26 protein-coding genes are annotated in these 26,406 nt (G+C 63.3%); 8 read left to right on the top strand and 18 right to left on the bottom strand.

The features are described from left to right. Positions 1-146: 146 nt before the first annotated feature. Positions 147-902 carry a uridine phosphorylase gene (udp, locus tag QLG02_RS07410; RefSeq protein ID WP_011705364.1) on the top strand — a complete coding sequence of 252 codons (756 nt, stop codon included), beginning with the start codon at positions 147-149 and terminating at the stop codon, positions 900-902. Between the two features lie 117 nt (positions 903-1,019). On the opposite strand, the gene QLG02_RS07405 is transcribed toward udp, so the two are convergent. After that, positions 1,020-1,784 carry an RluA family pseudouridine synthase gene (locus tag QLG02_RS07405; RefSeq protein ID WP_282464872.1) on the bottom strand — a complete coding sequence of 255 codons (765 nt, stop codon included), beginning with the start codon at positions 1,782-1,784 and terminating at the stop codon, positions 1,020-1,022. Positions 1,785-1,935: 151 nt separating this feature from the next. On the opposite strand from QLG02_RS07405, the gene rihA reads away from it, so the two are divergent. Together rihA and QLG02_RS07395 are read left to right on the top strand one after the other, a co-directional pair. After that, positions 1,936-2,871: a pyrimidine-specific ribonucleoside hydrolase RihA gene (rihA, locus tag QLG02_RS07400; RefSeq protein ID WP_282464871.1), complete on the top strand. Its 936-nt coding sequence runs from the start codon at positions 1,936-1,938 to the stop codon at positions 2,869-2,871. Positions 2,872-2,905: 34 nt separating this feature from the next. Beyond that, positions 2,906-3,376, top strand: coding sequence for a hypothetical protein (locus tag QLG02_RS07395; RefSeq protein WP_016350162.1), 471 nt, complete (start codon positions 2,906-2,908; stop codon positions 3,374-3,376). A gap of 178 nt (positions 3,377-3,554) precedes the next feature. On the opposite strand, the gene QLG02_RS07390 is transcribed toward QLG02_RS07395, so the two are convergent. The 3 genes from QLG02_RS07390 to QLG02_RS07380 form a co-directional block, all read right to left on the bottom strand. Continuing rightward, entirely contained in the window at positions 3,555-3,851 is a 297-nt protein-coding gene (locus QLG02_RS07390; protein WP_029303501.1) for a winged helix-turn-helix domain-containing protein, read from the bottom strand. Between the two features lie 28 nt (positions 3,852-3,879). After that, positions 3,880-4,410, bottom strand: a complete 531-nt coding sequence (locus QLG02_RS07385; protein WP_016350163.1) for a DUF1523 family protein — start codon at positions 4,408-4,410, stop codon at positions 3,880-3,882. A gap of 178 nt (positions 4,411-4,588) precedes the next feature. After that, positions 4,589-6,211 carry a methyl-accepting chemotaxis protein gene (locus QLG02_RS07380; protein ID WP_282464870.1) on the bottom strand — a complete coding sequence of 541 codons (1,623 nt, stop codon included), beginning with the start codon at positions 6,209-6,211 and terminating at the stop codon, positions 4,589-4,591. A 164-nt stretch (positions 6,212-6,375) separates the two neighbouring features. Between QLG02_RS07380 and QLG02_RS07375 the strand changes: the two genes are divergently transcribed. Together QLG02_RS07375 and QLG02_RS07370 are read left to right on the top strand one after the other, a co-directional pair. Continuing rightward, a complete protein-coding gene (locus QLG02_RS07375) occupies positions 6,376-7,008 on the top strand; it encodes a LysE family translocator (RefSeq protein WP_011705371.1) in 633 nt (210 codons plus the stop codon). A gap of 254 nt (positions 7,009-7,262) precedes the next feature. After that, entirely contained in the window at positions 7,263-8,051 is a 789-nt protein-coding gene (locus QLG02_RS07370; RefSeq protein WP_282464869.1) for a DUF1460 domain-containing protein, read from the top strand. A gap of 90 nt (positions 8,052-8,141) precedes the next feature. Here the strand turns inward: QLG02_RS07370 and QLG02_RS07365 are convergent, their stop codons facing one another. The 9 genes from QLG02_RS07365 to QLG02_RS07325 form a co-directional block, all read right to left on the bottom strand. Beyond that, positions 8,142-9,350, bottom strand: a complete 1,209-nt coding sequence (locus QLG02_RS07365) for a cation:proton antiporter (protein WP_282464868.1) — start codon at positions 9,348-9,350, stop codon at positions 8,142-8,144. Positions 9,351-9,384: 34 nt separating this feature from the next. Further along, positions 9,385-10,488 (bottom strand): beta-N-acetylglucosaminidase domain-containing protein, encoded by a 1,104-nt coding sequence (locus tag QLG02_RS07360; RefSeq protein WP_282464867.1) that lies wholly within the window; start codon positions 10,486-10,488, stop codon positions 9,385-9,387. Between the two features lie 42 nt (positions 10,489-10,530). Continuing rightward, positions 10,531-12,258 (bottom strand): potassium/proton antiporter, encoded by a 1,728-nt coding sequence (locus QLG02_RS07355; protein WP_011705375.1) that lies wholly within the window; start codon positions 12,256-12,258, stop codon positions 10,531-10,533. A 243-nt stretch (positions 12,259-12,501) separates the two neighbouring features. Beyond that, positions 12,502-12,648: a hypothetical protein gene (locus tag QLG02_RS07350; protein WP_005298986.1), complete on the bottom strand. Its 147-nt coding sequence runs from the start codon at positions 12,646-12,648 to the stop codon at positions 12,502-12,504. Further along, a complete protein-coding gene (locus tag QLG02_RS07345; RefSeq protein ID WP_282464866.1) occupies positions 12,645-13,334 on the bottom strand; it encodes a M15 family metallopeptidase in 690 nt (229 codons plus the stop codon). Before QLG02_RS07345 ends, QLG02_RS07350 begins: the two co-directional genes overlap by 4 nt. Then, complete coding sequence (gene dapE / locus QLG02_RS07340) at positions 13,331-14,458, bottom strand: succinyl-diaminopimelate desuccinylase (RefSeq protein ID WP_282464865.1); 1,128 nt, start codon at positions 14,456-14,458, stop codon at positions 13,331-13,333. The genes QLG02_RS07345 and dapE overlap by 4 nt, the downstream gene beginning before the upstream one ends. A 22-nt stretch (positions 14,459-14,480) precedes the next feature. After that, on the bottom strand, positions 14,481-14,831 hold the full coding sequence (locus tag QLG02_RS07335) for an ArsC family reductase (protein WP_282464864.1): 351 nt from the start codon (positions 14,829-14,831) through the stop codon (positions 14,481-14,483). Between the two features lie 195 nt (positions 14,832-15,026). Further along, positions 15,027-15,938 (bottom strand): LysR family transcriptional regulator, encoded by a 912-nt coding sequence (locus QLG02_RS07330; protein WP_005298997.1) that lies wholly within the window; start codon positions 15,936-15,938, stop codon positions 15,027-15,029. A gap of 315 nt (positions 15,939-16,253) precedes the next feature. Beyond that, on the bottom strand, positions 16,254-16,568 hold the full coding sequence (locus QLG02_RS07325) for a hypothetical protein (RefSeq protein WP_024943845.1): 315 nt from the start codon (positions 16,566-16,568) through the stop codon (positions 16,254-16,256). Positions 16,569-16,854: 286 nt separating this feature from the next. Here QLG02_RS07325 and dcuC point away from each other — a divergent pair, with 286 nt between their 5' ends. Together dcuC and QLG02_RS07315 are read left to right on the top strand one after the other, a co-directional pair. Beyond that, positions 16,855-18,231: a C4-dicarboxylate transporter DcuC gene (gene dcuC, locus QLG02_RS07320; RefSeq protein WP_282464863.1), complete on the top strand. Its 1,377-nt coding sequence runs from the start codon at positions 16,855-16,857 to the stop codon at positions 18,229-18,231. An 84-nt stretch (positions 18,232-18,315) separates the two neighbouring features. Continuing rightward, positions 18,316-19,455, top strand: coding sequence for a M20 family metallopeptidase (locus QLG02_RS07315; RefSeq protein ID WP_282464862.1), 1,140 nt, complete (start codon positions 18,316-18,318; stop codon positions 19,453-19,455). A 91-nt stretch (positions 19,456-19,546) separates the two neighbouring features. On the opposite strand, the gene QLG02_RS07310 is transcribed toward QLG02_RS07315, so the two are convergent. The 3 genes from QLG02_RS07310 to asnS form a co-directional block, all read right to left on the bottom strand. Continuing rightward, complete coding sequence (locus tag QLG02_RS07310; protein WP_282464861.1) at positions 19,547-20,203, bottom strand: adenine nucleotide alpha hydrolase; 657 nt, start codon at positions 20,201-20,203, stop codon at positions 19,547-19,549. 135 nt (positions 20,204-20,338) lie between these two features. Continuing rightward, positions 20,339-21,682 (bottom strand): anaerobic C4-dicarboxylate transporter, encoded by a 1,344-nt coding sequence (locus tag QLG02_RS07305; RefSeq protein ID WP_282464860.1) that lies wholly within the window; start codon positions 21,680-21,682, stop codon positions 20,339-20,341. A 376-nt stretch (positions 21,683-22,058) separates the two neighbouring features. After that, positions 22,059-23,459, bottom strand: a complete 1,401-nt coding sequence (asnS, locus tag QLG02_RS07300; protein ID WP_073349576.1) for an asparagine--tRNA ligase — start codon at positions 23,457-23,459, stop codon at positions 22,059-22,061. Between the two features lie 193 nt (positions 23,460-23,652). On the opposite strand from asnS, the gene QLG02_RS07295 reads away from it, so the two are divergent. After that, positions 23,653-24,003 (top strand): hypothetical protein, encoded by a 351-nt coding sequence (locus tag QLG02_RS07295; protein WP_026080362.1) that lies wholly within the window; start codon positions 23,653-23,655, stop codon positions 24,001-24,003. Here QLG02_RS07295 and QLG02_RS07290 read toward each other — a convergent pair. Then, positions 24,000-24,833: a HAMP domain-containing protein gene (locus QLG02_RS07290; RefSeq protein ID WP_282464859.1), complete on the bottom strand. Its 834-nt coding sequence runs from the start codon at positions 24,831-24,833 to the stop codon at positions 24,000-24,002. The two genes, QLG02_RS07295 and QLG02_RS07290, sit on opposite strands and share 4 nt — an antisense overlap. A gap of 135 nt (positions 24,834-24,968) precedes the next feature. Beyond that, the gene (bioA, locus tag QLG02_RS07285; protein WP_282464858.1) at positions 24,969-26,243 is read right to left on the bottom strand and encodes an adenosylmethionine--8-amino-7-oxononanoate transaminase; all 1,275 of its coding nucleotides are present in this window, start codon (positions 26,241-26,243) and stop codon (positions 24,969-24,971) included. Positions 26,244-26,406: the final 163 nt, after the last annotated feature.

Here is a 26,406-nt window from a genome sequence, read left to right as displayed (position 1 = left end):
GTGTGAGATGCTTCAAGGAATTGGAAAGCGCTTTCGACCATAGTTGGCGCCTCCCTGACGAGGGGAGTGAAGGCTTGAAAGTACCATAAAGAATCATCTTAACTTGCGCCCTGACCATGCTGGTGGGGAGCAACCAGGAGTCCACTATGTCTGATGTATTTCACTTGGGTTTGAAGAAAGCGGATCTGCAAGGCGCCACCCTGGCGATCGTCCCTGGTGATCCCGAGCGCGTGAAGCGCATCGCAGAGCTGTTGGATAACCCGGTGCACCTGGCCAGCCATCGTGAATTCACTACCTGGCGCGGCGAGATGGACGGCAAGGCCGTGATCATCTGCTCCACCGGTATCGGCGGCCCGTCCACCTCCATCGCGGTGGAAGAGCTGGCTCAGCTGGGCATCCGTACCTTCCTGCGCATCGGCACCACCGGCGCCATCCAGCCGCACCTGAACGTGGGCGACGTGATCGTCACCACCGGTTCCGTGCGCCTCGACGGTGCCAGCCTGCACTTCGCACCGATGGAGTTCCCGGCCGTGGCCGACTTCGACTGCACCACCGCGCTGGTCAACACCGCCAAAGAGCTGGGTTCCAAGCTGCACATCGGTGTGACTGCCTCCTCCGATACCTTCTACCCGGGTCAGGAGCGTTACGACACCGTATCCGGCCGCGTCGTGAGCCGTTTCCAGGGTTCCATGAAAGAGTGGCAAGCCATGGGCGTGCTGAACTACGAGATGGAATCTGCCACCCTGCTGACCATGTGCACCAGCCAGGGCCTGCGCGCCGGTATGGTGGCTGGCGTCATCGTCAACCGTACCCAGCAGGAAATCCCGAACGCCGAGACCATGGCGAAAACCGAATCTGATGCCATCAAGATCGTACTGGGCGCTGCCCGCAAGCTGATCTGATAGCACCACACCGAGTGGGGGGTGGGGGCCGTTGCGAAAGCACGGCCCCTATCTTTATCCGCCGTTTACCGTTTTGCTCCTCTTCTGCTTGCCTGCCCCTTGTTTCCCTGCTTCGGGTTACCCCGGTTGCCCCGTCATGGCCGCCAGCGCCTGCGCAAAGGGTGCCTCACAGCGGATCTGCATCGGTTCGCCGCTGACCGGATGAACAAAATCGAGTTCACAGGCGTGCAGCATCAGCCGCGGCGCCTGCTCGCAGCCGGGCGGCAGCAGGCCGCCATAGAGATCGCAACCGAGGATGGGATGGCCCAGCTGCTGGCTGTGGATGCGCAGCTGATGGGTACGGCCGGTTTCCGGCACCAGTCGCACCGAGGTCAGCGGCACTGTCTGTCCCTGAATTTGCTGCTCCAGCCGTTCAATCACTTGATAGCGGGAGCGGGCGGGTTTGCCGTTGACGGCGCAGATGCTCATCAGCGGAAACAGCGCTGGATCCTTGGCGATGGGGGCATCGATCACCCCTTCGTCTTTGGCCAGATGACCGCACAGCAGGGCGCTGTAGGCCTTGCTCACCGTGCGCTGGCTGAACTGGCGGCAGAGCAGGGCGTTGATGGCCTTGTTCCTGGCCACCAGCATGATGCCCGAGGTACCAAAATCGAGGCGATGGACCAGGGCGCAGCCGGGGTAAGCCTGCACCAGCCGATGGTGCACCGAGTCGAGGTTCTGCGGGTTCTTGCCCGACAGGCTCAGCAGGCCGCTCGGCTTGTTGATGAGCAGCAGGTGCTCATCCTCGAACAGGATCTCGATGGTGGCCGCACAGGGCGGGGCGATGAAGGTGTCGATGATGACGGACATGGGACGCACGATCTGAAAAGGGAGGGGGATCATACCCGAACCGGCGAAGCGCGGCGAACTGACTTGAGTGCTGCCGGCAAGTGATTGATCTGTTTGGCCAAGGCGTTTTGTGACTCCCTCCAGAGTTAATCCTGCGACAGCTTGCTAAGGTATGGCTCCCTGTCATGTTGTAAGGAGTCCGTCCATGGCGTTGCCCGTTATTCTCGATTGCGATCCCGGCCACGATGATGCCATCGCCCTCATCCTGGCGCTGGCCAGCCCCGAACTCAAGGTGCTGGCGGTCACCACCAGCGCCGGCAACCAGACGCCGGACAAGACCCTCAACAATGCCCTGCGCATCCTGACCCTGCTGGGGCGTGACGACATCCCGGTGGCGGCAGGGGCCCCCAAGCCGCTGGCCCGGGAGCTTATCATTGCCGACAACGTCCACGGCGAATCGGGTCTCGATGGCCCCACACTGCCGGATCCGGGCTTTGCCCCCGTGGCCATGACTGCCCTTGAGCTGATGGCCAAGTGCCTGCGCGAGAGCCCGGAGCCCGTGACCCTGGTGCCGACCGGCCCGCTCACCAATATCGCCCTGTTGCTGGCGGCCCACCCCGAGCTAAAGCAGAAGATCGCCCGTATCGTGCTGATGGGCGGCGCGGCGGGGCCAGGCAACTGGACCCCGGCGGCAGAATTCAACATTTATGTGGACCCGGAAGCGGCCGATATGGTGTTCAAGTCGGGGCTCCCCATCACCATGTGCGGGCTGGACGTGACCCACGAGGCGCAGGTGATGGACGATGATATCGAACGGGTGCGCGCCATCACCAATCCGGTGGCCCAGTGCGTGGCAGGCCTGCTCGACTTTTTCATGATCTACCACCGGGATCCCAAGTGGGGATTTGCTGGCGCGCCGCTGCACGACCCCTGTACCATTGCCTGGTTGCTGGCCCCCGCACTGTTTCACGGGGTCGAGTGCCGGGTCGATATCGAGACCGGCGGCACCCATACTAGCGGCATGACGGTGGTGGATCGCTACGGTCTGACCGGCAAGCCGGCCAATGCGCTGGTGTTGCTGGGGCTGGATCGGGCCGGTTTTATCGATCTGCTGGTCACGCGGCTGCGGGCCTTTGACTGAAAGCAGTTCCACTCTTGCAAGAAGGGGCGAAGCGATGTGGAAGACAGGGCTGGCACTGCTGGCCGGGTTGCAACTGACGGGGTGTGCCACGCCGTTCGAATCGATGTGGCAGGGGCTGGCGACCTGCGAGCTGGACGATCTCTATCTCGACAGCGAGACCGGCCAGCCGGTGCACCCGCAGCTCAAACACTTCACCCCCTACAAGGTGACGGACGGCTTTGCCTGGTACAAGACCCGCCAGGATCTGCATGGTCTGCCCATCAGCGGCTTTCTCATCCCCTCGTCCACCTTCGAGGTGCATGCCCTGTTCGTGGATACCCCCATCGCCAATGCGCGGCGTCTGACCCACAACGCCTATGGCAGCGAGTTTTCCGACGAGCAGCAGCACGACGCCGGGCTGGCTCCCCTGCTGTTGCGCGACCCCAACAACCCCAAGCGCTCCATCATCGACTGCACCAAGGGGGAGACCCAGGATCCATTGCCGGAGGAGCCGTTCCCCGAATAGGTGCAAGGCCGAAGCCTTGGCACAGATAAATAAAAGAGGGCCAGCCTACAAGGCTGGCCCTCTTTTATTTTGGTGGGCAGAGACCTGATTAGGGATACCCCAGGGTTTCCTTGATGGCCGGCAGTTGGGCCTTTATCCAGGCAGGATTGCTCGGATTGTCCCCCAGTCACAGACGACCTCAGGGGTAACCCAGCGTCTCCTTGATGGCAGGCAATTGCGCCGCGATCCAGGCAGGATTGATGGGCCCCCAGTCACTGATGCGATAGTGCCCCTGCAGATGACGAGCCCCCTCGGTCTGCTCGAAGCCGCAGCTGATGTCCAGCTCGGCCAAGGCGCTGAGCGTATCCTGCGCGGTGCGGCGCGGCATGCCGGTCGCCTCCATGATGGCCGGTACCGTATCCGTGCCCTGGCTGATGAGCCAGGCCACGTAGAGACGGCGATAGAAGCTGGTGCGCGTCTTGCTCGGCTCACTCATTGTCCGTTCCTCCGGCAAGCGGCTTCGCTCATATCTCGTCCTCGAGCCGATCGAAGTAGCGCCAGGTGGCGATGGCAGCCTTACCCATCACCAGAGCCCAGATGCCGAACCAGAACCAGCGGAAGAAGCTCCAGGTGGAGGCGTCGGGCTCGGTGCTCTCAATCTTGGTGACGTTGGGGAACATGGAGAACATGTTGATGCGCCAGCCGTAGGAGGTAATGATGGCCAGCCGTTTTTCGAACTCCATCGACTTGGCCTTGGCCTGCACGTCGGCGGCGTTGAACTTGAAGTAGAAGGGCCAGCCCCACTCGGTGTCTTCGTTGCGGAACACGCGGATCTTCTCGCCGGGCCGCTCGGTATAGATGTAGTAGACGTCGGTGGTGGGACCGTCGGCCGGGTTCTTCTGGCTGATGGGGCCATCCTTGTCGGTGCGTTTCACCTCGACCCCGGTGATGGTGGCGATGGTGTGCTCCGGCAGATAGAAATCGAGCCAGATGGCGGAGACGAGGGCGATGAGCCCGAGGCCGATGAAGGCCGGTTTCTTGAAGGACAGCTTCATGATGATCTCGCATGAGGGGGAGTGACGTGCCTCTACCATACCCACATTTGGTGAGGTAGCCCAGCCCCCAATGAAGCCATGTTATAAAAAAGAGCGTTTAAAACAACAACAAGCCGTCAGCTTCATTAACAGCAAGGCCCCGGATCCGGGGCCTTGGTCTGCGCTCACGAGGGCGTGGTTACAACTGGAACTGGGCCAGCTGCTTGCGCTGCTGCTCGGCGAGCTGTGACAGTTCGTGACTGGCGGCGGCACTCTGGCTGATGCCGGCCGCGTTCTGGTTGACGATCTCGTGGATGTTGGTGATGTTGCGGTTGATGTCGGCAGTGACGCAGGACTGCTCCTCGGCGGCGGTAGCCACCTGGGCGTTGGCACCGTTGATCTGGTTGACCGCTTCGGTGATGCCGCCCAGCAGCGCCTGCACCTCGCCGGAGAGCTGCTGATTGTGGGCCAGGATGGCGAGGGTCTCCTGCACGCCGCTGTTGGCCGACTGGGACTGGCTCTGCAACTGCTCGATGATGGCCTGGATCTCCTTGGTGGAGTCCTGGGTGCGGGCCGCCAGCATGCGTACCTCGTCGGCCACCACCGCAAAGCCGCGGCCGGTTTCGCCGGCGCGGGCGGCCTCGATGGCGGCGTTGAGCGCCAGCAGGTTGGTCTGCTCCGAAATCCCCTGAATGACCTCGATCACCTTGCCGATCTGCTCGGACTGGGACTTGAGCCTGGCCACCTGCGCGGCGGCGCTCTCGAGGCTGCCCGCCATGCGGCTGTTGGCCTGGATGCTCTCGGCAAACAGCGTCAGCCCCTGCTCGACCCTGTCGTTGGCATCGCGCGCCAGCTCATCGGCCAGGGCGGCATTGTGGTTGACGTTGTCGGCGGTGCTGGCCAGTTCGGTGACGGCGGAGGCGACCTGCTCGGTCTCGCTGCGCTGCTGCTGGGCGTTGGCTTCGGACTGGGTCATCACGGCGGCGAGCTCGGTGGCGGCGGAGGCCACGTTGCCGCTGATGCCGGTCAGGGTCTGGATGGTGTTGCCAAGCTGGGTCAGGGTCTGGTTGATGTCGGCAGCCAGCTGGCTCAGCTCGTTGTCGCCGTCGGTGGTGGCACGCACGTTGAAGCGGCCCTGGGCCACGGCGCGCATCACCTGCTGCAGCTGGCCGATGGGGCGCACTATCCGGCCGGAGAGCCACCAGCCACCAAACAGGGCGGCCAGCAGGGCAGCCCCCATCAGCAGCAGGGTGCGCAGCAGGGTGGCGTGGTAGTGGGCCTGTTCCTGGGCGATCTCATCCTGGATCAGCTGGTTGATGTGCGCCGACATGGCATCGATCTGCTTGATGAGATCTTCCCCCAGCTCGCGAAAGCGCAGGCGGGCCTGCTCGTAGGCGGCGGGATCGCCGCTGCCCTGGTGTTTGGCGGCCAGCAGCGGCAGCATGTTGTTGCGGGTGTGGCCAAGGTAGGCCTGCAGGGCGGCTGCCACCCGGCTGTTGTCCTGCTCGGCGCCGGTGATGACCAGTCTGGCCAGGATGGCGCCGATCTCCTGCTCGGCGGCGGTCAGATCACCGGGCAGCGTGGCAAAGCGTTCGGGGTCGTAGAGGCCATAGATGGCGGTGGTGCGCAGCCGGTAGGTGGCGTGGATCAGGGTGGCGATGTCGTCCTTGTGACGGGTCACGCTGACGGTGGTGTCGTTCATGTCGCCGATGGCGCTGTCGATGTCCTGCTTGCCGATCCCGATCATCAGGATCATCAGCAGGCTGGCGAGCAGGAGAGGAATGAGTACTTGCAGACGGATAGAGAGATTATTCAATGACATGAAAGATCCTGGCCCAGAAGAGGAACAAGGCGGCATCTTACACAGGCGCGACAAACCTTGTCACAGGTTTTTATGGCTGAAATCATGCTGAACGAAAAGGTTTTTTCTTGTGTTAAATGAATGTGATAGGCAAGATCGTCGGTCTGTTACCATGGAGGTGTAGTGTGTCCGACTGGATCGATCCCGCCATTCTGGCGCTGTTTATTCCCACGTTCTTTTTTGTCTCCGTGACCCCCGGCATGTGCATGACCCTGGCGATGACCCTCGGCATGAGTCTGGGGGTACGCCGCACCCTGCACATGATGTGGGGGGAGCTCATCGGGGTCGGCCTGGTGTCGGTACTGTCGGTGATCGGGGTGGCGGCCGTCATGCTCAACTACCCGGCGCTGTTTGCCGCCTTCAAATACGTGGGCGGCGCCTATCTCATCTGGCTCGGCATCCAGATGTGGCAGGCCAAAGGCAAGCTGGCCATCCCGGCGGATCTGTCGGCGGCCCAGGAGACCCGTCCCCTGGCGCTGGCCATGCAGGGTTTCGTCACCGCCATCGCCAACCCCAAGGGGTGGGCCTTCATGGTCTCCCTACTGCCCCCTTTCATCAACGCGGCCAAGCCGATGGCACCGCAGATCAGTGCCCTGGTGGCCCTGATCCTGGTCATCGAGTTCTCCTGCCTGCTGCTCTACGCCAGCGGTGGCCGCACCTTGCGCCACTTCCTTGCCAAGAGCGGCAACGTCACCCTGATGAACCGGATTGCCGGCTCCCTGATGTTCGGTGTCGGGGTCTGGCTGGCGCTGGGTTGATGCCATCGCTTGCCAGCTGGCCTGACTCTGCCGAAAAGCCCCGCCCAGCGGGGCTTTTTCGTGATGTCTGCGGATACAAGGACCGACCATGAATACGGTCGCCAAGGCGGGATGGGGAAGGTCGGCCACATTTGCTTACATTTATCCGGTTTGCAAACGGCCGGGATGCCGTCAGTCTCGAATGGCATTCTCTTGCGCCTGCGAGAGAGTGCACAGGGTCCGTTTATTAACATTCCGAGCAAGGAGATTTAAGGATGATGAGGCTGACCAGTATTGCATTGCTGCTGTTTGCCGGCGCGGCAGTCGCCGGCAAAGAGAGAAACCTCGATTTTTACAACATCAAGGAGCCGCAGCTTATCGAGCTGTTTGCCCGTCAGCAGGGGGCGCCGGGTCAGTCGATCAAGACCTTCTCCAGCCTGTTTCTGGGCAATCCCTATGTGGCCAACCGGCTGGTGGGGTCGAACGAGGTGCAGGAGAAGCTGGTGGTGGATTTTGGCGGGCTCGATTGCTTCACCTATCTGGATTATGTCGAGTCGCTGCGTCGCGCAACGAGTGTGCATCACTTCATCGAGAACCTGATGCACACTCGTTACGTGAACGGTGAGGTCAACTACCTGACCAGAAAGCACTTCTTCTCCGACTGGGTGCATGGCGACAACAAGGTGAACGACGTGACCCATCTGGTGGGGGGCGCCGCGGTGACCACCGCCAAGCTGCTCAACCAGAAGGCCGACGGCGGCCACTACATTCCGGGGCTGGGGGTGACGGCGCGGGACATCACCTACATTCCCTCCGCCAGCATCGACGAGAACACCCTGAGTCTGCTGGAAGAGGGGGACTACATCGGCATCTACACCGATCTCGCCGGGCTCGACGTGACCCATACCGGCATCTTCATCCGTGGCGAGAACGGCCCCGTGCTGCGCAATGCCTCCTCCCTCTCGAGCAAGATGCAGGTGGTGGACTCCCCCTTCCTGGAGTACGTGCAGAACAAGCCGGGGATCCTGGTCTATCGGCCTCAGGCTGAGGACTCGAGCTCCTAGGGAGGGCCCTGGCCGAGATGGACGCCTTGCGTCCGATAAAAGAAAGCCCCGGACAGTGCCCGGGGCTTCTCTTTTGTTGGCGGTGCTTCCTCAACGGGGTTTGAAGCGGGCGACCCAGGGATTGGCGGTGAGACCGTGCAGGATGACGCTCAGTATGATGGTGCAGAGCACGGTGGCGATGATGGGGCGCTGGCCGAGGAGGGCCGGCTCATTTTGCAGCACCATCACCGCAAAGACGATGCTAGCCAGCCCCCGTGGCCCAAACCAGCCGATGAAGAGCTTGAGTTCAAGCTTGAGGCCGGTGCCGAGCAGGCTCAGCCAGACCGGCACCATGCGCAGCAGGGTGAGGCTGGCGGCGGCATAGAGCCAGTATTGCCAGTGCAACAGCTCCGTCAGCATGGGCATCAGGGTGGCACCGAACACCATCCAGATCACCACCGAGAGCAGATCGCCGTACCCCTCGCAGCTGTCCATATAGGCGTGCTTGTGCTCCCCCAGTTTGCGGCCGATCAGCAGGCCGCCGACAAAGGCGGCGATGAAGCCGCTGCCGCCCAGGGTCTGGGCCAGCGCGAAGCAGAGCAGGGCCAGCCCCGGCATGGTGAGCTGGCGCCAGAGCGGCAGCTGCCAGCCGTTGAGGTAGGAGGTCTTGAGCAGGCGCAGGGTGAGGCTGGTCAGCCCCCAGGCCACCAGCAGGCCGATGCCAATCTCCTCCAGCATGAGGGTGAGAGCCAGCAGGCCGGTGCCGCTGTGCTGCTCGGTGGGGGCGATGAGGGCGAGCAACAGGAGCAACACAGGCACGCAGATGCCGTCGTTGAGGCCGCTCTCCTGATTGAGCCCCTCCCGGATGGGGGCGGGCACCGCCGGGTTGCTCACCACAGCCTTGCCGAGCGCCGCATCGGTGGGGGCGAGTATGGTGGAGAGGATCGCCATCTCCAGCAGCGGTAGGTCGGGGAAGAGCCAGTGGCCGAACAGGGCGCCGGCCGCCAGGGTGAGCGGCAGACCGATCAGCAGCAGCCGGATGGGCAGGGCACGGTTGGCCAGCAACACCTGCCAGTTGGTGTTGGCCGCGTCGCTGAACAGCACGATGACCAGGGTCAGCTCCGCCAACAGCTTGATGCCGTCGCTGTCGATGGAGAGGGAGAGCAGCTCGATGCCGCCCGGCCCCAGCAGCCAGCCCATCAGCAAAAACAGCAGGGGGCCGTTGACGAGGCGCGATTCAAAGCGCCCGGCGATCAGGCTATAGACCAGCAGAAAGGCGGCGATCACCGCCAGGTTCTGGTAAATCAGGGACGCATCCATGCAGCCTCCTGTGGCAGGGTCTCTGTGGTGGGGGTCAGTCGGTCAGGCAGTCCGGGTCGAACACGTATTCGCCATCCAGCCAGCGCAGGATCTCGCCGACGCAAGATTGGTCGCGAAACGGCAGGTAGCGGGCCTTGAGATGGGCCACCTGCTCAGGGGTCAGCTGGGCCAGCCCTATGTCCTGAAACAGCGGCAGATCGGCCAGGATCATGGCGGAGATCTGCGGGCCGCAGGTGGCATTGAGGGAGGTGTGCAGCGCCTTGTCCGGATCGTACTGTTTGCCGAGCTTGTAGCTCATCGGCAGGGTGGCCAGCGGCAGTACCGACAGCGCCGCCTGCTTCATGGGGTTGACCGCGTGGCCCGAGGTCAGCTCGGCGAGTTCCGCCGGGCGGTTCTCGAAGGCGCGCAGGTGCAGGAAGCTGCTGGCCTTGCTGCCGTCGTTGACCGGGTAGTTGTCCCACAGGAACGGCTTGCGATGCAGCCACTCGGCCACCTGCTTGAGGTGGGCCGCCGGATAGTCGCTGGAGCAGACTTTGGGGCCGGTCCAGAAGATGTCGAAGCGCTTGTCCAGCCCCTGCCCCAGATCCTGTAGATAGTGGGGCGGCATGGCGCCGAACACCTTCTCCAGCACGGGGTCCGTGCTGTAGTAGCTGGGGCAGAAGAGCAAGCGGCCTGCGCGGGTGTGGGCCGCGATGTCGTGGGCGATGGTGAGCTGCCAGTGGGCGAGATCCGGGGTATCCCCCTTCATGTCGTCAAACAGCACGGCCAGGATGTCGGGTTTGAGCTTCTCCTCGATGAGCCGCACCTTTTCCAGCAAGGCCGGCCGCTGGCGGGCATAGTCGTGGTGCGCGCCCATGGGGCTCAGGCCCACCCCGAAGGCGAGGCCGTTGTCGCGGCACTGGCGGGCGAGCTGGCGCAGCGCCTCGAGCTGGGCGGCAGGCCAGGGCTTGGCCCAGTGCTTGCGCAGGTAGCCATCTTCCTTGGGGGCATAGAGATAGAAGCCGTAACCGTGGCGGGGCAGCCACTGGGCATAGCGGGCGCGGGCTTCCCAGCTCCAGCCCTTGCCAAAGAAGCCCTCGATCACCCCCAGCTGGGGCGAAGGGGGTTGCAAGCCGGACAACAGGGTTTGGTAAGGCATAGGTAACTCCCTTCTCGCAGAGGACGAGGCAGACAACGACGATCAGACCGGATCTTCTTCCAGAAAGCGCACCCCGATCTTGCGGGGCTCACCCTCGTCCATTTCGGCCACGGTCCAGATCAGTCCCTGCCATTCGACGTGGTCGCCGACCACCAGATTATCGCCCAACTGGTGGGCAATGAAATGGCCAAGGGTCTGATCCGCCACCTCGCTCACATCCAGCCCGTACAGGGGGGCGAGATCCACCAGGTTGGCGGCCGCCTCCAGCAGGAAGTCGCCGAAGAAGCGCGGGCCCAGATCCTGCTCCGGCGCCTGGCTGAACAGCTGGCCGAGGGCGGGCAGGTCGCGCTCGTGGCCGATGACGCAGAGGATGTCATCGGATTGCAGACAGGTACTGCCAGAGGGGTGCAGCAGCTCCTGATCGCGGAACAGGGCGCAGATGCGGGTGCCCTTGGGCATGCGCAGATCCCGCAGCGGCGAGCCGATGCACCACTTCTCGTCGCTCAGGCGATAGACGAAGGTCTCCCACTGGCTGTCGAGATCGATCTCGAGCCCGGAGCGGTTGATGGGCGAGGGAGGCGCCGGCACTTCCACCCGCGCCAGCCTGGAGGCCAGCGGCAGCGAGCTGCCCTGCAAGATGAGCGAGACCAGCACCACGAAGAAGGCGACATTGAAGTAGAGCTGGGCGTTGGGCAGCCCCGCCATCATGGGGAACACCGCCAAGATGATCGGGACCGCGCCGCGCAGGCCGACCCAGGAGATGAACCAGCGCTCGCGGGGGGCGAAGTTCTTGAACGGCAGCAGCCCGATCCAGACCGAGATGGGGCGGGCGAACAGGATCATCCACATGGCCAGCGCCAGCGCCGGCAGGGCGATGGGCAGCAGCTTGTGGGGGGAGGCGAGCAGCCCCAGCACCAGGAACATGCCGATCTGGCTGAGCCAGGTCAGGCCATCCAGCACCGACAAGGTGGTGCTGCGGCTGCGCAGGGAGAGGTTGCCGAGCAAGAGGCCGGTGAGATAGATGGCGAGGATGCCGCTGCCGCCCACCGCAGTGGTGAGGGCGAAGATGAGCAGGCCGCCGCTGACGGTGAGCAGCGGGTAGAGGCCGGGGGCCAGCTTGGCGCTGTTGATGAGCTTCCACAGCAGCCAGCCGCCGCCAAGGCCGATGCCGGCGCCCAGCCCAAACTGCTTGAGCAGCTGCAGCAGCAGAAAACCGGCGTTGAGGTCTTGCTGGGCGCTGGCCAGCACCTCGATCAGGGTGACGGTGAGAAACACCGCCATGGGGTCGTTGCTGCCCGACTCTATCTCCAGGGTGGCGCTGACCCGCTCGTTGAGGCTGCGTCCGCCGAGCAGGGAGAACACCGCTGCCGCATCGGTGGAGCCCACGATGGCGCCGATCAGCATCCCTTGCATCAGGTTGAGGTCAAACAGCCAGGCGGCGGCGAGGCCCGTGAGGCCAGTGGTGATGGCCACCCCGACCGTGGCCAGCGACAGCGCGGGCCAGAGCGCCACCCGAAACGAGGAGACCCGGGTTCGCATGCCGCCGTCGAGCAGGATGATGGCGAGCGCCAGGTTGCCCACCAGATAGGCGATGGAGTAGTCGGCGAAGTGGATGCCGCCGGGGCCATCTTCACCGGCCAGCATGCCGACGGCGAGGAAGATCACCAGGATGGGGATACCGAGACGGGAGGAGAGCGCGCTCAACAGGACACTGGCGCCCACCAACAAGGCCGCGACGAGGAAAAAACTGTTGATGGTGACGGCATCCAATGGCGAACTCCTTCTGTCAAAATGCAAATCAGGCACATTATATGCAGTTTGTTGGGCTCGGTGTGGCTTAATTGTGCATTTATTTGCAGTTTTTTACATTTTTGGTGTCATGGCTGCGAAGGGTTCTGGCCATCAAAAGGCGGTCGTCGGCGTCGCCAGCGCGGCGAGCAACGTGACCATGTTCACAAAGTGGACAGATAGCGACAGGGGCACCCGTGGGTGCCCCTGTCTGGCGGACGCGAGTCAGTCGTCCTCGTCGTCCTTCACTTCCCGGATCTTGTCCTTGTAGCGGGGCAGCTCTTTCTCCAGTCGCTTCATGTCCTTGATGGCGTTGAGAAACAGGCCGAGCAGGAAGAGCAGTGGCAAGCCTATCCAGAGCCAGAGGTTCATGTGCTACTCCTTTCATCGGTGGCCAGGGTGACATAGCGGGCCAGGATCTCGTCGAGGTTGGCCAGTATGGTCCCCTTGCCTTCAATATCCGCCTGTTGCAGGCAAAGTGCCAGCGCGGCCGGGTCGAGCCGCTGCTCGCGGGACTCAGGCGCAAAGCTGATGTGCCAGGGCTCGTAGGCAACCCCGCTGCCGGCACCGACCGGTTTGGCATAGGGCAGGAAGAAGCCGAAGTCGTTCATGCGATCCTCAAGCCACTCGCTCAAGTCGGCGAACCAGCCCCCGGCTTCATACTCCCAGGGCTCCAACGCCAGCCTGGTGCCGGCGGGCAGGCAGTCCGGGTCATAGATGTCGAGATCGGTGCCCCAGTGGTGGCGACTGGTGCCGGGCAGGGCGCTCCAGCGCAGGATGGCGTGGAGGCGCTCCTCGTCGCTCAGTTGCAGGGCGTCGATGGGCTGGCTGTGGGCATCGAGCAGCGGCCGCTCGCCGCGCCACTTGCCATTCCAGATGGCGAGCTGGCGATCAAAGCCGCGCCAGCTGGAGGCGGGCTGCAGGTTGAAACCGGCGTGGGCGGCGGCCACCTGCATGTCGTTGAAGGCCGCCGCGGTAGCGGCCGTCAGCCGGTGCGGGCCTTGCCCCACCAGGATGAGGTGACCTCCATCCAACCCCAGCAGTTGCTCCTGGGTCATGCCAGCAACCTCGCGAGCACCCCTTGGTACATGTCTGCCAGCAGATCCAGATCGTCCGCCTTCACGCACTCGTTCACCTTGTGGATGGTGGCGTTGACCGGGCCCAGCTCGATCACTTCGGCGCCGGTGGGGGCGATAAAGCGCCCATCGGACGTACCCCCCGTGGTGAGCAGGGCCGGCTGCTGGCCATTCACCGCCTCGATGGCAGAGACCGCGGCCGCCAGCAGCTTGCCGGTGTCGGTGAGGAAGGGCTGGCCGGAGAGGGTCCAGTCGATCTGGTAATCGAGACCATGCCTGTCCAGCAGGGCCTCGACCCGCTCGCGGATATCCAGGTCGGTCAGTTCGGTGCTGAAGCGGAAGTTGAACTGGACGTGCAATTCGCCGGGAATGACGTTGGAGGCGCCGGTGCCAGCCGAGATGTTGGCTATCTGGAAGCTGGTAGGGGGGAAGTAGGCGTTGCCCTCATCCCACACGGTGGCGGCGAGCTCGGCCAGCGCCGGCGCCGCCTTGTGGATAGGGTTGTCCGCCAGATGGGGGTAGGCGACATGGCCCTGCACCCCGCGTACCAGCAGCTCGCCGGTGATGGAGCCGCGTCGGCCGTTCTTCACCACGTCCCCCACCACGGCGGTGGAGGAGGGTTCGCCGACGATGCACCAGGTGATCTTCTCGTGGCGCGCTTCCAGGGTATCGATCACCCGGGTGGTGCCGTTGATGAAGGGCCCCTCCTCATCGGAGGTGATCAGGAAGGCGATGGACCCGGAGTGATCCGGATGCTCGGCCACAAAGCGCTCGACCGCCACCACCATGGCGGCCAGCGAGCCCTTCATGTCGGCGGCGCCACGGCCGTAGAGCACGCCATCCTGGATGGTCGGCTCGAACGGCGGGGTGTGCCATTTGTCCAGCGGGCCGGCGGGCACCACGTCGGTGTGGCCGGCGAAGCAGAACAGCGGCCCCTCGCTGCCGCGGCGGGCCCAGAGGTTGGTGGTGTCTTCGAACACCATGGGCTCGATGACGAAGCCGAGCTTGGCGAGGCGCTCCGCCATCAGGGTCTGGCACCCTTCATCCAGCGGGGTAACGGAGGGGCGGCGGATCAGATCCTTGGCCAGTGCGATGACATCCGACATCAGCGTTCCTTAGTAAAAAAGTTTAACGAGAGAAGAGGGATTGGTAGTGATCGGCCTTGAAGCCCAGGGTCAGTTCGCCGTCTCGATCCAGCAGCGGGCGCTTGATCATGGCCGGGTGCTCCAGCAACAGGGCGCGCGCCTTGGCGGTGTCGAGCCCCTGTTTGGCCTCGTCCGGCAGGGCGCGGAAGGTGGTGCCGCGGCTGTTGAGCAGCGCCTCCCAGCCGAGCTGGTTCAGCCAGCGGTCGAGGTCGGCCGGATTCAGGCCGTCGGTACGGTGGTCGTGAAAGCGGTAGTCGATGCCGGCCTGCTCCAGCCACTTGCGGGCTTTTTTGATGGTGTCGCAGTTCTTGATGCCATAGAGGGTGGTGGCCATGGGGAGTCCTTGTCTGCGGGCATGGGCCCGGAAAGCCGAAACTTGAGTCCTGAAACGGGAAATCAAGAAGAGGCCCGATTCTGGCATTGTGGCGATCTCAAGGCAACGCCGATGCGCATGGGGAAGGTGGGGCGAGGGGCTGGTCGGGCCTGGTGGGAGGGGAAAAGTGCCCGGCGCGGGACGCGCCGGCGGGCATCAGAGTTCGCTCTGGGTGCGACACCAGAGGTGCAGTTCGGATTCGAACCAGTTGAGCATGGCGTTGTTGTCGTCGCGACGATGGCGAATGAGGCTCACCTCGAAGGTGGGCAGGGCGAAGCGGGTTTCGTACTCCACCAGATCCAGCAGCGGCATCAGCGGGCGCAGTACCCGTGCGGGGGAGGTGAGCAGCAGAGGCGCGCACGGCAGGATGAAGGGGGCCGCCAGAAAGCTTTGCACGATCAAGGGGGTGTGCCGGGTCATGCCGTGGGCGGCCAGCAGATCATCGACGATGCCCCCTTCGCTGCCGCGGGGAGCGACCAGCAGGTGCTGGGCCTGGGCGAAGGATTCGATGCACAGCACCTGGCCCTGCAGCGGGTGGCTGCGGTGGGCGGCGCAGATCAGCTTGTCCTCGAACAGCGGGATGCGGCGAAAACGACCGGGCACCTCGTCCTGCTTGCTGATCACCATGCTGATGACCCCTTCGTCGAGCTGGCTCTCGTAGTCCGCATTGAGCGGCACCATGTGGATGCGCAGGTTGGGCGCCTGCTGTTGCAGCCGGGCCAGCAGGCTCGGCATCATCACGTACTCCACATAGGTGTGGGCCCCGATGCGCAGCACTCCCTCGAACTGGGCGGGGTCGAGCTGCTCGGGGGGGCTGAAGGTCTGCTCGATGTCGTGCAGGATCTCCCGCAGCGGCAGCAGCAAGGCCTCCGCCCGGGCGGTGGGTTCCATGCCCTGGGGAGTGCGGATCAGCAGGGGATCGTCATAGAGCAGACGCAAGCGGGCCAGTGCCCGGCTGACGGCCGGCTGGCTCATGGCGAGCCGTTCGGCGGCCTTGGTGGTGTTGCGCTCCTCCAGCAGTGCCTTGAGCACCACCAGCAGGTTGAGGTCGACGCCTCGTAAATTCATTCTGTGCATAATGGAATACTAATAAATCATTTCCTTAAGCAGGGCCTTCACTTTAGTCTCATTTCCCGTCGATGGTCAGCATGAAGCTTGGATAAATCAGCGATTTATGCAAACCCATGTTGTCCTGTTACCTCTTTCGCGTGGTGCCGGAGGTGGCAAGATTCGACAGCCTGAACTCTTTACTCTGGTCATCCAGAGCGTTGCTTGCTTAGTACCCGCCGTCTCGGCGGGTTTTTTTGCCTGCGGTTCAGGAAAAGGGGGCCCAAAGAAGTACAAAACGCGCCGGCGGGCGCGTTATTGTGAGGGGTGGATGACTCAGGGCGCAACCGGCCACTGGTAGTCAAACACCTTGGCACGCTCCCAGGGGGCGTCCGGCAGACTGGAGGAGAGGCCGGTATATTTGCCCACATCGTCCACCACGATGGCGGAGAGGATCGGCAACTGGTGCTCGGTGCAGTACATGCGGATGCGTTGCAGCAGCGTGCGCAGCTCATCCTGGCAATTCTCCAGCCCGGCCTGCCTGGCCAGCTTGGAGTAACGAATGGTGGTGCGTTCCTTTGCAGACTCGACGAGGATGTCCCATAGCTTGTAGTCGCAGGTCGTCATGCCTGCGTTGGCTCGGTCTGTCATAACTCTCTCCGGCGCGAAACGGTCGCTGTGTGTCGATGCGCATCTTGGCCAGTTCACTGGCCCCTGACGTTGATCCAAAGCAAAAAAGCCTGAGGTTATTCGCCAGAACGCGTGGCAAAGGGATTCTAAAGGTTTGCCTTTAGTTTAAATTGCTGTTTTTTGTTAAGTGTGTAGCATTTTGTTTCATTGGGATGCGGTCAAGCCATCTTTCTTGACGGGGATCAATGGGAAAGCGCGGTCAGACCACTAGATTCCGCTCCTCGATAACTTTATCAGGAGTGAATGTTTGGAACTCGTCTTCGTCTTGCTCGTACTGCTGGCCGTGGTCTACGGCATCGTCAAGGATTACAACCCGCAGGCGGTGCTGGCACTGGCCGGCATGGCCATCTTCACCGTCGCCTACTGGCTGGGACTGCACCCCATTCTGTCCGCCGACAAGAGCACCGGCTTCGCCCTGTTCGACCTGTTCGAGGTGTTCAAGGGGATCTTCTCCTACCGGGCGGCGGGCCTCGGCCTCACCATCATGGCAGTGGCCGGCTTTGCTACCTACATGTCCCATATCGGTGCCTCCCAGGCGCTGGTGCGGGTGGCGGTCAAACCGGTGGCGGGCATCCAGTCCAGCTACCTGATGCTGGCCATCTGCTACCTGGTGGCGGTCTTCGTCTCCCTGTTCGTTACCTCCGCCACCGGCCTTGGCCTGCTGTTGATGGTCACCATGTACCCGGTGATGCGCAACCTCGGCATCAGCCCGGCCTCCGCCTGCGGCGTCATCGCCACTTCCCAGGCGTTCGAGATTGGCCCGACCCAGACCAACGCCATCTTCTCCGCCGGCCAATCCGGCATGGATCCCACCAGCTATTTCGTCGATTACCAAATCTGGCTGGTGGCCCCCATGCTGCTGGTGACCATGGTGTTGCACTTCTTCTGGCAGCGGCACTGTGACCGCCAGGATGGTTGGGATCCGGCCCTGCATCGCGGCGAACACGCCGAGCTGGACGAGCAGGGCACCGAGGCGGTAGCGGCGCCCACCTGGTATGCCCTGCTGCCCATCATCCCCTTCGTGCTGATGATGACCTTCTCCAAGCTGCTGGTGACCACCATCAGCGTCAGCGTGGAGGTGGCCATGCTGCTGTCGGTCTTTATCGGCATGCTGTGCGAGCTGCTGCGTACCCGCTCGGTGCGCACCGCCTTCGCCGGGCTCTCCAGCTTCCTCGACGGCATGGGCAAAGTATTTGGCCCGGTGGTGGCGCTCATCGTCTGCGCCGAGCTGTTTGCCGAATCTCTCAAGGCCATCGGTGCCATCGACACCCTGCTGCATTCTGCCAGCAATGCCGGTATCGGCAGCGGCCTGATGACGCTGGTGATGGTAGGTCTCATCATGGTGGCGGCGGTCATCATGGGCTCGGGCAACGCGGCATTCCTGAGCTTCTCCACCCTGGCGCCTGCCGTGGCGGCCAAGTTCGGCGTACCGGCGGTGACCATGCTGCTGCCGATGCAGCTCGCCTCCAGTATCGGCCGCACCGTCTCCCCCATCGCGGCGGTGCTGATCGCCTGCGCGGGCATCGCCAAAGTCTCCCCCTTCGTGGTGGTCAAGCGTACCTGCGTGCCGATGGCGGGGGCGCTGGTGACGGCGCTCACCCTCAACTATCTGCTGTTTATGTAACCGGGCGGCGGACGGCACGGTCCGTCCGCCCCTTTCATTCGGCTATCGGGCGGGAGGTGCGCCCTCCCGTCCCAGGAGATGACAATGACAGACTCTCGCAACGCTTTTTCTCTGGACGCCTACCTGGCGGATCTGGCCCCCCTCATCAATCTCGATTGCGGCACCCGCACCCCGGCCGGGGTGGCGAAAGTGGCCGACATCATGACCGAGAAATATGAGGCCATCGGCTGGCAGGTGACCCGCCACCAGTTTGCCGCCGAGTGCGGTCCCTGCCTCGAGGCAACCAATGCGCCGGGGGCGGCTCACTACGACGTGATGCTGGTGGGCCACATGGACACCGTCTTCCCGGAGGGGACGGCGGTCAAGCGCCCGCTGAAAGTGGAAGGCAATCAGGCCTTTGGCCCCGGCGTCTCGGACATGAAGAGCGGCCTGCTCTCCACCTGGTATGCCCTCAAAGAGATGGACCCGGCCGTGCTGGCCAAGCTCAAGGTGCTGGTTTGCTGCAACTGCGACGAGGAGATTGGCTCCCCCTGGTCCAAAGAGTGGCTGGTGGAAAAAGCCAAACAGAGTGGCTGCGTGCTGGTGGCCGAGGCGGCCCGCCCGAACGGGGATCTCATCAGCGCCCGCAAGGGCAATGCCAAATACCGCATCACCTTCCACGGCAAGGCCTCCCACGCCGGCTCGGCCCTCACCGAAGGGGTTTCAGCCATCACGGAGCTGGCCCACTGGGTGCTCGCCATCAACGAGCAGGTCAACCTCGACACCGGCACCACCATGAACGTGGGCGTGGTACAGGGCGGCACCGGCGTCAACGTGGTGCCCGACTATGCCGAGGCGATCGTCGATCTGCGCTTCTGGAGCAATGACGAAGCGGCAGCGGTGCACGAGCGACTCACCTTCATGGCCAACAACCCCTTTCTCGCCGGTTGCCGGGTCGAGGTGGATCGCCAGAGCTTCAAGCCGGCGATGCGCCCGAGTGGCGACACCGAGGCGTTGATGGCGCTGGTGGCTGCGGCTGCGAAAGAGGAGGGGATCTCCTTCAATTGGCTGGAGGCCGGTGGCGGCTCGGATGCCAACTTCACCGCCGCAGCCGGGGTGCCGTCGCTCGATGGCTTCGGCCCCATGGGCGGCGGTTTCCACTCGGAGGCGGAGTTCCTGCTGCTGGACAGCATTGAGCCGCGCATCCGCCTGCTGCAGCGGGTGCTGGGCAAGCTGGTCAAATAGGTCAGCGTCAAAGAAAAGCAAAACGGGAGGCCATCGCCTCCCGTTTTTTATCTGTCCTGTCGGTGCAGAGAGAGCGAACGGCGCTGCGTCGCTACCCCTCATCCTCCAGCAGGTAGGCGAGCTGCTCTTGACGGGCAACCTGCCAGCGGCCGAGCACCAGCGGCGTCGCAAAGCCCGGGCCGTCGGTCACCATGGTGTGGTACTCCCCCTGCTCGCCGCAGGCATCGAAGCCCCGGCTTGCCGCCAGCTGCTGCAATTCGGCCAGGGTGGCCACATCGAGCGTGCGCCCCACCCACTCGGGGGCCAGCACCTGGGTGTCGACGCAGGAGAGGTGGGCGACGATGCCGCGGGTCAGCAGGTCTGCCAGCAGCGCCTCGCGGCTTTGTTGCCAGAGCGGGGTGTGAACGGCCAGATCGAGCGGGCGGCAGCGCTCGCGGATCCAGTTCGGGGCGCCCCCCACGCTGTCGATATCGCCGGTGACCACCCCATCCAGGCGCCACTCCTCTTTCAATGCCGCCAGCGCCGTTTCATAACCGAGATCGAACGGCGCTTCGATGGTGATCAGCAGATGGGGCAAACCGAGGGCCGCCGCCTGCCGACGCACCTGCGACAGGGGATGGGCCAGAAAGCGGGGGGCGGGCGGGGCAAAGGTGGCCAGTGCCACCACCTGATGGCCCGCTTCACGGGCATGGCAGAGGGCCTGCATGGCATCCTTGCCGCCGCTCCAGAGCACGATGACGCGAGACATGGGGGAGATTCCGCAAAGAAAAGAGGGGCCATGCTACCCAGAGTGCGGGCGGTTGGCAAAGCGGGATGGGGCAGGGGGCAAAACAGCAGGCCCCCCGAGGGGGGCCTGCTGGACTGGCTGAATGGTGCCTGTTGCTTAGAGCAGTATGCTGGTCAGCAGATAACCCAGGGTACAGGAGGTGGCGACCCCGATCAGACCCGGAATGATGAAGCTGTGGTTGATGATGAACTTGCCGATGCGGGTGGTGCCGGAGCGGTCGAAACCGATACAGGCCAGATCGCTCGGGTAGGTCGGCAGCACGAAGTAGCCGTAGCTCGCCGGCAGGAAGGCGATCAGCAGTTTCGGCTCCACCCCCAGCGCCAGCCCCATGGGTGCGATGGCGGTCAGGGCGGCGGCCTGGCTGTTCACCAGCTTGGAGATGAGGAACAGCACCAGGGCATAGGTCCAGGGCTGCGCCTGCACCACGTGGGCCAGGGTCTCTTTTAGCAGCGGCATGTGTGCCTGGAAGAAGGTTTCGCTCATCCAGGCGACACCGAATACCGAGAAGATCGCCACCATGCCGGCCTTGAACACGGCGCCGTTGGAGATGTCACCCGGCTTGACCTTGCAGCGCATCAGGATGATGGCACCGGCGATCAGCATCATCATCTGGATCACCAGGTTCATGGAGAGCGGGCCTGTCTTGCCGCCCATCTCGAACACCGGGCGCAGGGAGGCATCGGCCCCCAGCACCACCACGGCGGCGATGGCGGCGAAGAAGATCCAGGTCGACCAGTAGGCCTCTTTCGGGAACTTGGTGTTGAGCAGGGTTTCACCGCCGCCGTAGACGAAGGCACGCTGCTCCGGATCCTTGATCTTGGCCTGAAACTCTTCGTCCTTGTCCAGATCCTTGCCGCGACGCAGGCTCCAGAGGGCCGCGACTATGACACCGGTGAGCGAGGAGGGGATGGCTACCATCAGAATGTCGAGCAGACTGTAGGCCTGACCGATGCCGTGACCGGCCGCGAGGATGGAGACCATGGAGACCACGGCCACCGAGACCGGCGAGGCGCAGATCGCCATCTGGGAGGCGACGGAGGCGACCGCCATCGGGCGTTCCGGGCGGATGTTCTTCTGCAGCGCTATGTCGGCGATGATGGGGAACATGGTGTAGACCACGTGGCCGGTACCGCACAGGAAGGTGAGGGTCCAGGTGGTGAGCGGTGCCAGCAGGGTGATGTACTGGGGGTGGCGGCGCAGCAGACGCTCGGCCACCTGCATCATCAGATTGAGACCGCCGGCGGTCTGCAGGGTGGCGGCGCAGCCGATCACCGCGAGTATGGTCAGCATCACCTGTACCGGCGGTTCGCCCGGGGTGAGACCGAACACGAAGGTCAGCAGGAACAGACCGATGCCGCTGATGAGACCCAGCCCCATGCCCCCAAACCGGGTACCCAGCAGCAAGCAGCCGAGTACCACCAAAAATTCCATGAAGATCATTCCATTACCTCGCGTTATTTAATCCATGTCTGTGCTGTGTTGGGCTCATGGACCGGGATTGTCTGTTTTTTATTTAGCCCTAAAGGGTTAGTGGTTATTGTGCCTGCCAAAAAAGGGCAAAAATTTGAGGTACTTCAATAACTCATCGCTTTTTGATTTAACGTCATAAAAACCACGTATTAACGTTTTTGTTATTTTGCGGGCAATAAGTGGCAGCGTATGGGGCTCAACGGCTGGCGTGGGGCGGGTGTGTCAGCAAGGGGGCGTGGCGAGGGCGGCAAGAGTGATTAATTGTGGTGCTGGCAAGGCCGTCCGGCAGCCGGACGGACAACAAAAAGCCGACCCTGAGGTCGGCTTTTAAGGCAAAGTCCTGTAATCAGAACTCGGCGGTGCGCGGGGTGCGCGGGAAGGGGATCACGTCGCGGACGTTGCCCATGCCGGTCACGTAAACCACCAGACGCTCGAAGCCCAGACCGAAGCCGGAGTGCGGCACGGTACCGTAGCGGCGCAGGTCGCGATACCACCAGTAGTCTTCCTTGTTCAGACCCATCTCGGCCAGACGGGCATCCAGCACGTCCAGACGCTCTTCACGCTGGGAGCCGCCGATGATCTCGCCGATGCCCGGGGCCAGTACATCCATGGCGGCGACGGTCTTGCCGTCGTCGTTGAGGCGCATGTAGAAGGCCTTGATGTCTTTCGGGTAGTTCTTTACCACCACCGGGGACTTGAAGTGCTCTTCGGCCAGGTAGCGCTCGTGCTCGGAGGAGAGGTCGATACCCCAGGAGACCGGGAACTCAAACTTCTTGCCGCAGTTTTTCAGCACTTCAATGGCGTCGGTGTAGTCAATCTGGGCGAAGTCGGAGGCAACGAAGCGCTCCAGACGACCGATGGCGTCCTTGTCCACGTGCTGGGCGAAGAACTCCAGATCGTCGCGGCGCTCGGCCAGCACGGCGTTGAAGACATACTTCAGCATGGCTTCGGCCAGGGCGGCGTTGTCTTCCAGATCGGCGAAAGCCACTTCCGGCTCAACCATCCAGAACTCCGCCAGGTGGCGGCTGGTGTTGGAGTTTTCGGCGCGGAAGGTCGGCCCGAAGGTGTAAACCTTGGACAGTGCGCAGGCGTAGGTTTCGACGTTGAGCTGGCCGGATACGGTCAGGAAGGTCTCTTTGCCGAAGAAGTCCTTGTCATAGTCCACCTTGCCTTGCGGGGTGCGCGGCAGGTTTTCCATATCCAGGGTGGAGACGCGGAACATCTCGCCGGCGCCTTCGGTGTCGGAGGCGGTGATGAGCGGCGCTGCAATCCACAGATAACCCTGCTCGTGGAAGAAGCGGTGAATGGCCTGGGAGAGGCAGTTGCGTACCCGGGTCACGGCGCCGACCACGTTGGTACGAGCTCGCAGGTGGCCCTGCTCGCGCAGGTATTCGATGCTGTGACGCTTGGCGGACATGGGGTAGGTATCCGGATCTTCGACCCAGCCCACTACCTTGACGTCGGTGGCCTGCAGTTCGAACGCCTGGCCGCTGCCTTGGGACTCGACTACCAGACCGGTCACTTCCACCGAGCAAGCCGTGGTCAGACGCAGCACTTCATTCTCGTAATTGGCCAGGGTATTGGGGACGACTGCCTGTACCGGATGGAAACAGGAGCCATCGGAGATGGCCAAAAATGAGATCCCCGCCTTGGAATCGCGGCGGGTCCGGATCCACCCTTTGACTGTCTGGGTGGTGCCGACCGCATACTTACCGGTCAGCACATCTACTACGGATGCGTGCGTCATCGAAATATTGTCTCCAGCTTGTTCTTGCTGCGCTATTTGCAACACTTGGGGTCTGGCCCGGGCAATCTTGGCCCATCATGGCAGACTAAGCCGTCAATCTTACCCGCGCAGGTTTGATAAACAAGCAAAAATGTCGGACTCTGGGGGGGATTTCGGCGCCTATCGGCGGATTGGCGGGCCAATGTAACGGGGGATGGACGTGAAAGAGCGGCGACGGGGGCCGGACCGGCTGACACGGGTGTTGCAGGGGCTGGTGATGCTCTGCTGGGGCGGCTTTATCGTCCTGCTCTCCCTCTACCACTTCGCCAGACCGCAGACGGCCTACGGTTTTCTGGTCTATGGCGGGGTCAGGGTTCGCCAGAGCTGGGATCCCCTGCTCACCCCCTGGCTGCTGCACGGGCTCTGGGGCTGCTGCCTGCTGACCCTGGCGGTGCTGCTGGCGGAGCGCCGACGCTGCCGGCGGCAGGAGGATACGGGGCGGGTGCACCTGACCATCTTGCTGCTGATCCTGATCGCCAGTCTGCTGTTCTACTACCTGGGCTAGCCCTCTTTTCTTCTCTCTGTCGCCTTCTGCTCGCTCCCCTCCATCGGCTCGACGGGCCGTTTGCCGAGCTGACGCTCCACGCTGTCGAGCATCTGGTTGTAGGCCAGCGCCACCCGGCCAATCTCGTCCCCTTCATCCCCTTCCAGCCGGTGGCCGAAGTCGTGCAGGTCGGTGGCCTCCTCCATGGAGCGGGTCAGCTGGTTGAGGGGGCGGACGATCCAGGTGCGGATGACCCAGAGGGTCAGCAGCAGTCCCAGGCCGAAGATGACGGTGAGGCTCAGCGCCGAGGTGAGGATGTTCTGCTCGACCCGGGTAAACAGGGTGTCGAGGGAGTAGTCAAAGCGCACCGCCCCCAGCACGGTATTCTCCGGCACCAGGTGGCAGCTGGTGCAGTCGGTGCCGCGAAAATCCTTCTTGGCCAGCAGCGGGCGGGTCACCACCAGCTTGCTGTGCATGCCGTCGTGCACCACCTCCAGGCTGCCCTTGCCCGCCAGTGCCAGCTCATCGAACCTGTCCTTGGGCTGCTCGCTCTGGTGGCCAACCCCGTACTGCTTGCTCACCGCCTCGCTGCGCACGATGCGGGCATCCTCCACGTGGGCGTGCTCGAGAAACTTGCCGCGCAGGGTGTCGCGGGCATCCATCTTGCCGGTCAGCATCAGCATGTTGAGGCCGTCGAAGTAGGCCTCGGTCTGCTCGCGGCTCTGCTCCTTGATGAGGGTCAGGATCAGGTCGCGCTCGCGCACCGCCTGGTAGGCGGCGGAGAACACCAGCACCATGGAGAAGATGAACAGCAGGAAGAAGTTGATTTTGGCAGCAATGGAGAGGCGCATGGGAACGGTACATCTGTTGGGTAAAACCCGCGCAGTCTACGCGTCTTGGCCGCCCGGGTCTGGTGTCTCGCTCACATTCTGATGAAAAAGAGTCAAAAGACCCTGCCTGGTCGGGCAGGGCCTGCCACGTCTGACTCAGAACTCGCCGCTGTGGATGGCGGCGGTGATGGCGTTGGTCAGCACGGTTAATTGTGCCGGGCTGATGACGAAGGGGGGCATCAGATAGACCAGCTTGCCAAACGGGCGGATCCAGGCACCCAGTTCGACGAACTTGCGCTGGATGCGCGCCACGTCCACCCGCTCCTTCATCTCCACCACCCCGATGGCGCCAAGCACCCGCACATCCGCCACCGCCGGGTGCAGGGTCAGTTCCACCAGTTCGGTTTTGAGTTGATGTTCGATGGCGCGCACCCGTTCCTGCCACGGCGAGGCCAGCAGCAGATCGATGGAGGCGTTGGCCACCGCGCAGGCAAGCGGGTTGCCCATGAAGGTCGGCCCATGCATGAAGACGCCGGCCTTCCCGTCACACACGGAGCGAGCCACATGCTCGGTCGTGAGCGTAGCCGACAGCGTCAGGTAGCCGCCGGTGAGCGCCTTGCCCAGACACATGATGTCGGGGCTGATGCCGGCCCAGTCGCAGGCAAACAGCTGGCCGGTGCGGCCAAAGCCGGTGGCGATCTCGTCGGCAATCAGCAGCAGGCCGAACTCGTCGCACAGGGCGCGTACCCACTGCAGGTAGCGGGGATGGTAGAAGCGCATGCCGCCGGCACCCTGCACTATGGGTTCGAGCACGATGGCGGCGATCTCCTCGTGATGGTCCGCCACCAGGGTGGCGAGCTCCACCACGCACTGCTCGTCCCACTCGGCGTGGAAGCGGCAGCTCGGCGCTTCGACAAAATGGTGCTCGGGCAGGAAGCCCTTGTAGAGCTCGTGCATGCCGCCGTCCGGATCGCAGACGCTCATGGCGCCGAAGGTATCGCCGTGATAGCCGCCGCGCAGGGCGACAAATTTGGCCCTGGGCGTCCCCTTGGCGTGCCAGTACTGCTGCGCCATTTTGAGCGCCACCTCTACCGCCACCGAGCCGGAGTCCGCCAGAAATACCCGATCCAGCTTGGCTGGGGTGATCTCCACCAGCTTGCGGCACAGATCGACGGCGGGGGCGTGGGTGAGGCCGCCAAACATCACGTGGGACATCTTGCCAAGCTGGGCAGTGGCGGCCGCATCGAGCTCCGGTACCTGATAGCCGTGCACGCAAGCCCACCAGGAGCTCATGCCATCCACCAGCTCGCGGCCGTCGCTGAGAGTGAGGGTCACTCCCCTGGCGCTGGCCACTTCATAGCAGGGCAGGGGATAGGTGAGGGAGGTATAGGGGTGCCAGACGTGGTGCAGGTCGAATTCTTGATTGGTCATCTTATGTTCTGTTGTCAATTGGTTTGATCTGGTCGGTGTTGACAGTCTACGCGCGCTCTCTACACTAGCCAACAATTTCAGCCACTTGGCTGCGTGCAACCCGACTCGGGTGCAGGCCGGGTGGCGGCTTCTGTGTTTGCCCATGCAAGCTGGCGGCGCAGGA

Origin of the sequence: Aeromonas sp. V90_14, assembly GCF_029967615.1 — a bacterium.
Lineage (GTDB): Bacteria > Pseudomonadota > Gammaproteobacteria > Enterobacterales > Aeromonadaceae > Aeromonas > Aeromonas hydrophila.
Note: the sequence above shows the minus strand (reverse complement) of the source record. Positions and strands in the feature narration are given on the sequence as shown.

Coding starts and splice junctions, on each gene's coding strand:
- udp (WP_011705364.1), top strand. CDS start 147: ATGTCTGATGTATTTCACTTGGGTTTGAAGAAAGCGGATCTGCAAGGC.
- QLG02_RS07405 (WP_282464872.1), bottom strand. CDS start 1,784: ATGATCCCCCTCCCTTTTCAGATCGTGCGTCCCATGTCCGTCATCATC.
- rihA (WP_282464871.1), top strand. CDS start 1,936: ATGGCGTTGCCCGTTATTCTCGATTGCGATCCCGGCCACGATGATGCC.
- QLG02_RS07395 (WP_016350162.1), top strand. CDS start 2,906: ATGTGGAAGACAGGGCTGGCACTGCTGGCCGGGTTGCAACTGACGGGG.
- QLG02_RS07390 (WP_029303501.1), bottom strand. CDS start 3,851: ATGAGTGAGCCGAGCAAGACGCGCACCAGCTTCTATCGCCGTCTCTAC.
- QLG02_RS07385 (WP_016350163.1), bottom strand. CDS start 4,410: ATGAAGCTGTCCTTCAAGAAACCGGCCTTCATCGGCCTCGGGCTCATC.
- QLG02_RS07380 (WP_282464870.1), bottom strand. CDS start 6,211: ATGTCATTGAATAATCTCTCTATCCGTCTGCAAGTACTCATTCCTCTC.
- QLG02_RS07370 (WP_282464869.1), top strand. CDS start 7,263: ATGATGAGGCTGACCAGTATTGCATTGCTGCTGTTTGCCGGCGCGGCA.
- QLG02_RS07365 (WP_282464868.1), bottom strand. CDS start 9,350: ATGGATGCGTCCCTGATTTACCAGAACCTGGCGGTGATCGCCGCCTTT.
- QLG02_RS07360 (WP_282464867.1), bottom strand. CDS start 10,488: ATGCCTTACCAAACCCTGTTGTCCGGCTTGCAACCCCCTTCGCCCCAG.
- QLG02_RS07350 (WP_005298986.1), bottom strand. CDS start 12,648: ATGAACCTCTGGCTCTGGATAGGCTTGCCACTGCTCTTCCTGCTCGGC.
- QLG02_RS07345 (WP_282464866.1), bottom strand. CDS start 13,334: ATGACCCAGGAGCAACTGCTGGGGTTGGATGGAGGTCACCTCATCCTG.
- dapE (WP_282464865.1), bottom strand. CDS start 14,458: ATGTCGGATGTCATCGCACTGGCCAAGGATCTGATCCGCCGCCCCTCC.
- QLG02_RS07335 (WP_282464864.1), bottom strand. CDS start 14,831: ATGGCCACCACCCTCTATGGCATCAAGAACTGCGACACCATCAAAAAA.
- QLG02_RS07330 (WP_005298997.1), bottom strand. CDS start 15,938: ATGAATTTACGAGGCGTCGACCTCAACCTGCTGGTGGTGCTCAAGGCA.
- QLG02_RS07325 (WP_024943845.1), bottom strand. CDS start 16,568: ATGACAGACCGAGCCAACGCAGGCATGACGACCTGCGACTACAAGCTA.
- QLG02_RS07315 (WP_282464862.1), top strand. CDS start 18,316: ATGACAGACTCTCGCAACGCTTTTTCTCTGGACGCCTACCTGGCGGAT.
- QLG02_RS07310 (WP_282464861.1), bottom strand. CDS start 20,203: ATGTCTCGCGTCATCGTGCTCTGGAGCGGCGGCAAGGATGCCATGCAG.
- QLG02_RS07305 (WP_282464860.1), bottom strand. CDS start 21,682: ATGATCTTCATGGAATTTTTGGTGGTACTCGGCTGCTTGCTGCTGGGT.
- asnS (WP_073349576.1), bottom strand. CDS start 23,459: ATGACGCACGCATCCGTAGTAGATGTGCTGACCGGTAAGTATGCGGTC.
- QLG02_RS07295 (WP_026080362.1), top strand. CDS start 23,653: ATGGACGTGAAAGAGCGGCGACGGGGGCCGGACCGGCTGACACGGGTG.
- QLG02_RS07290 (WP_282464859.1), bottom strand. CDS start 24,833: ATGCGCCTCTCCATTGCTGCCAAAATCAACTTCTTCCTGCTGTTCATC.
- bioA (WP_282464858.1), bottom strand. CDS start 26,243: ATGACCAATCAAGAATTCGACCTGCACCACGTCTGGCACCCCTATACC.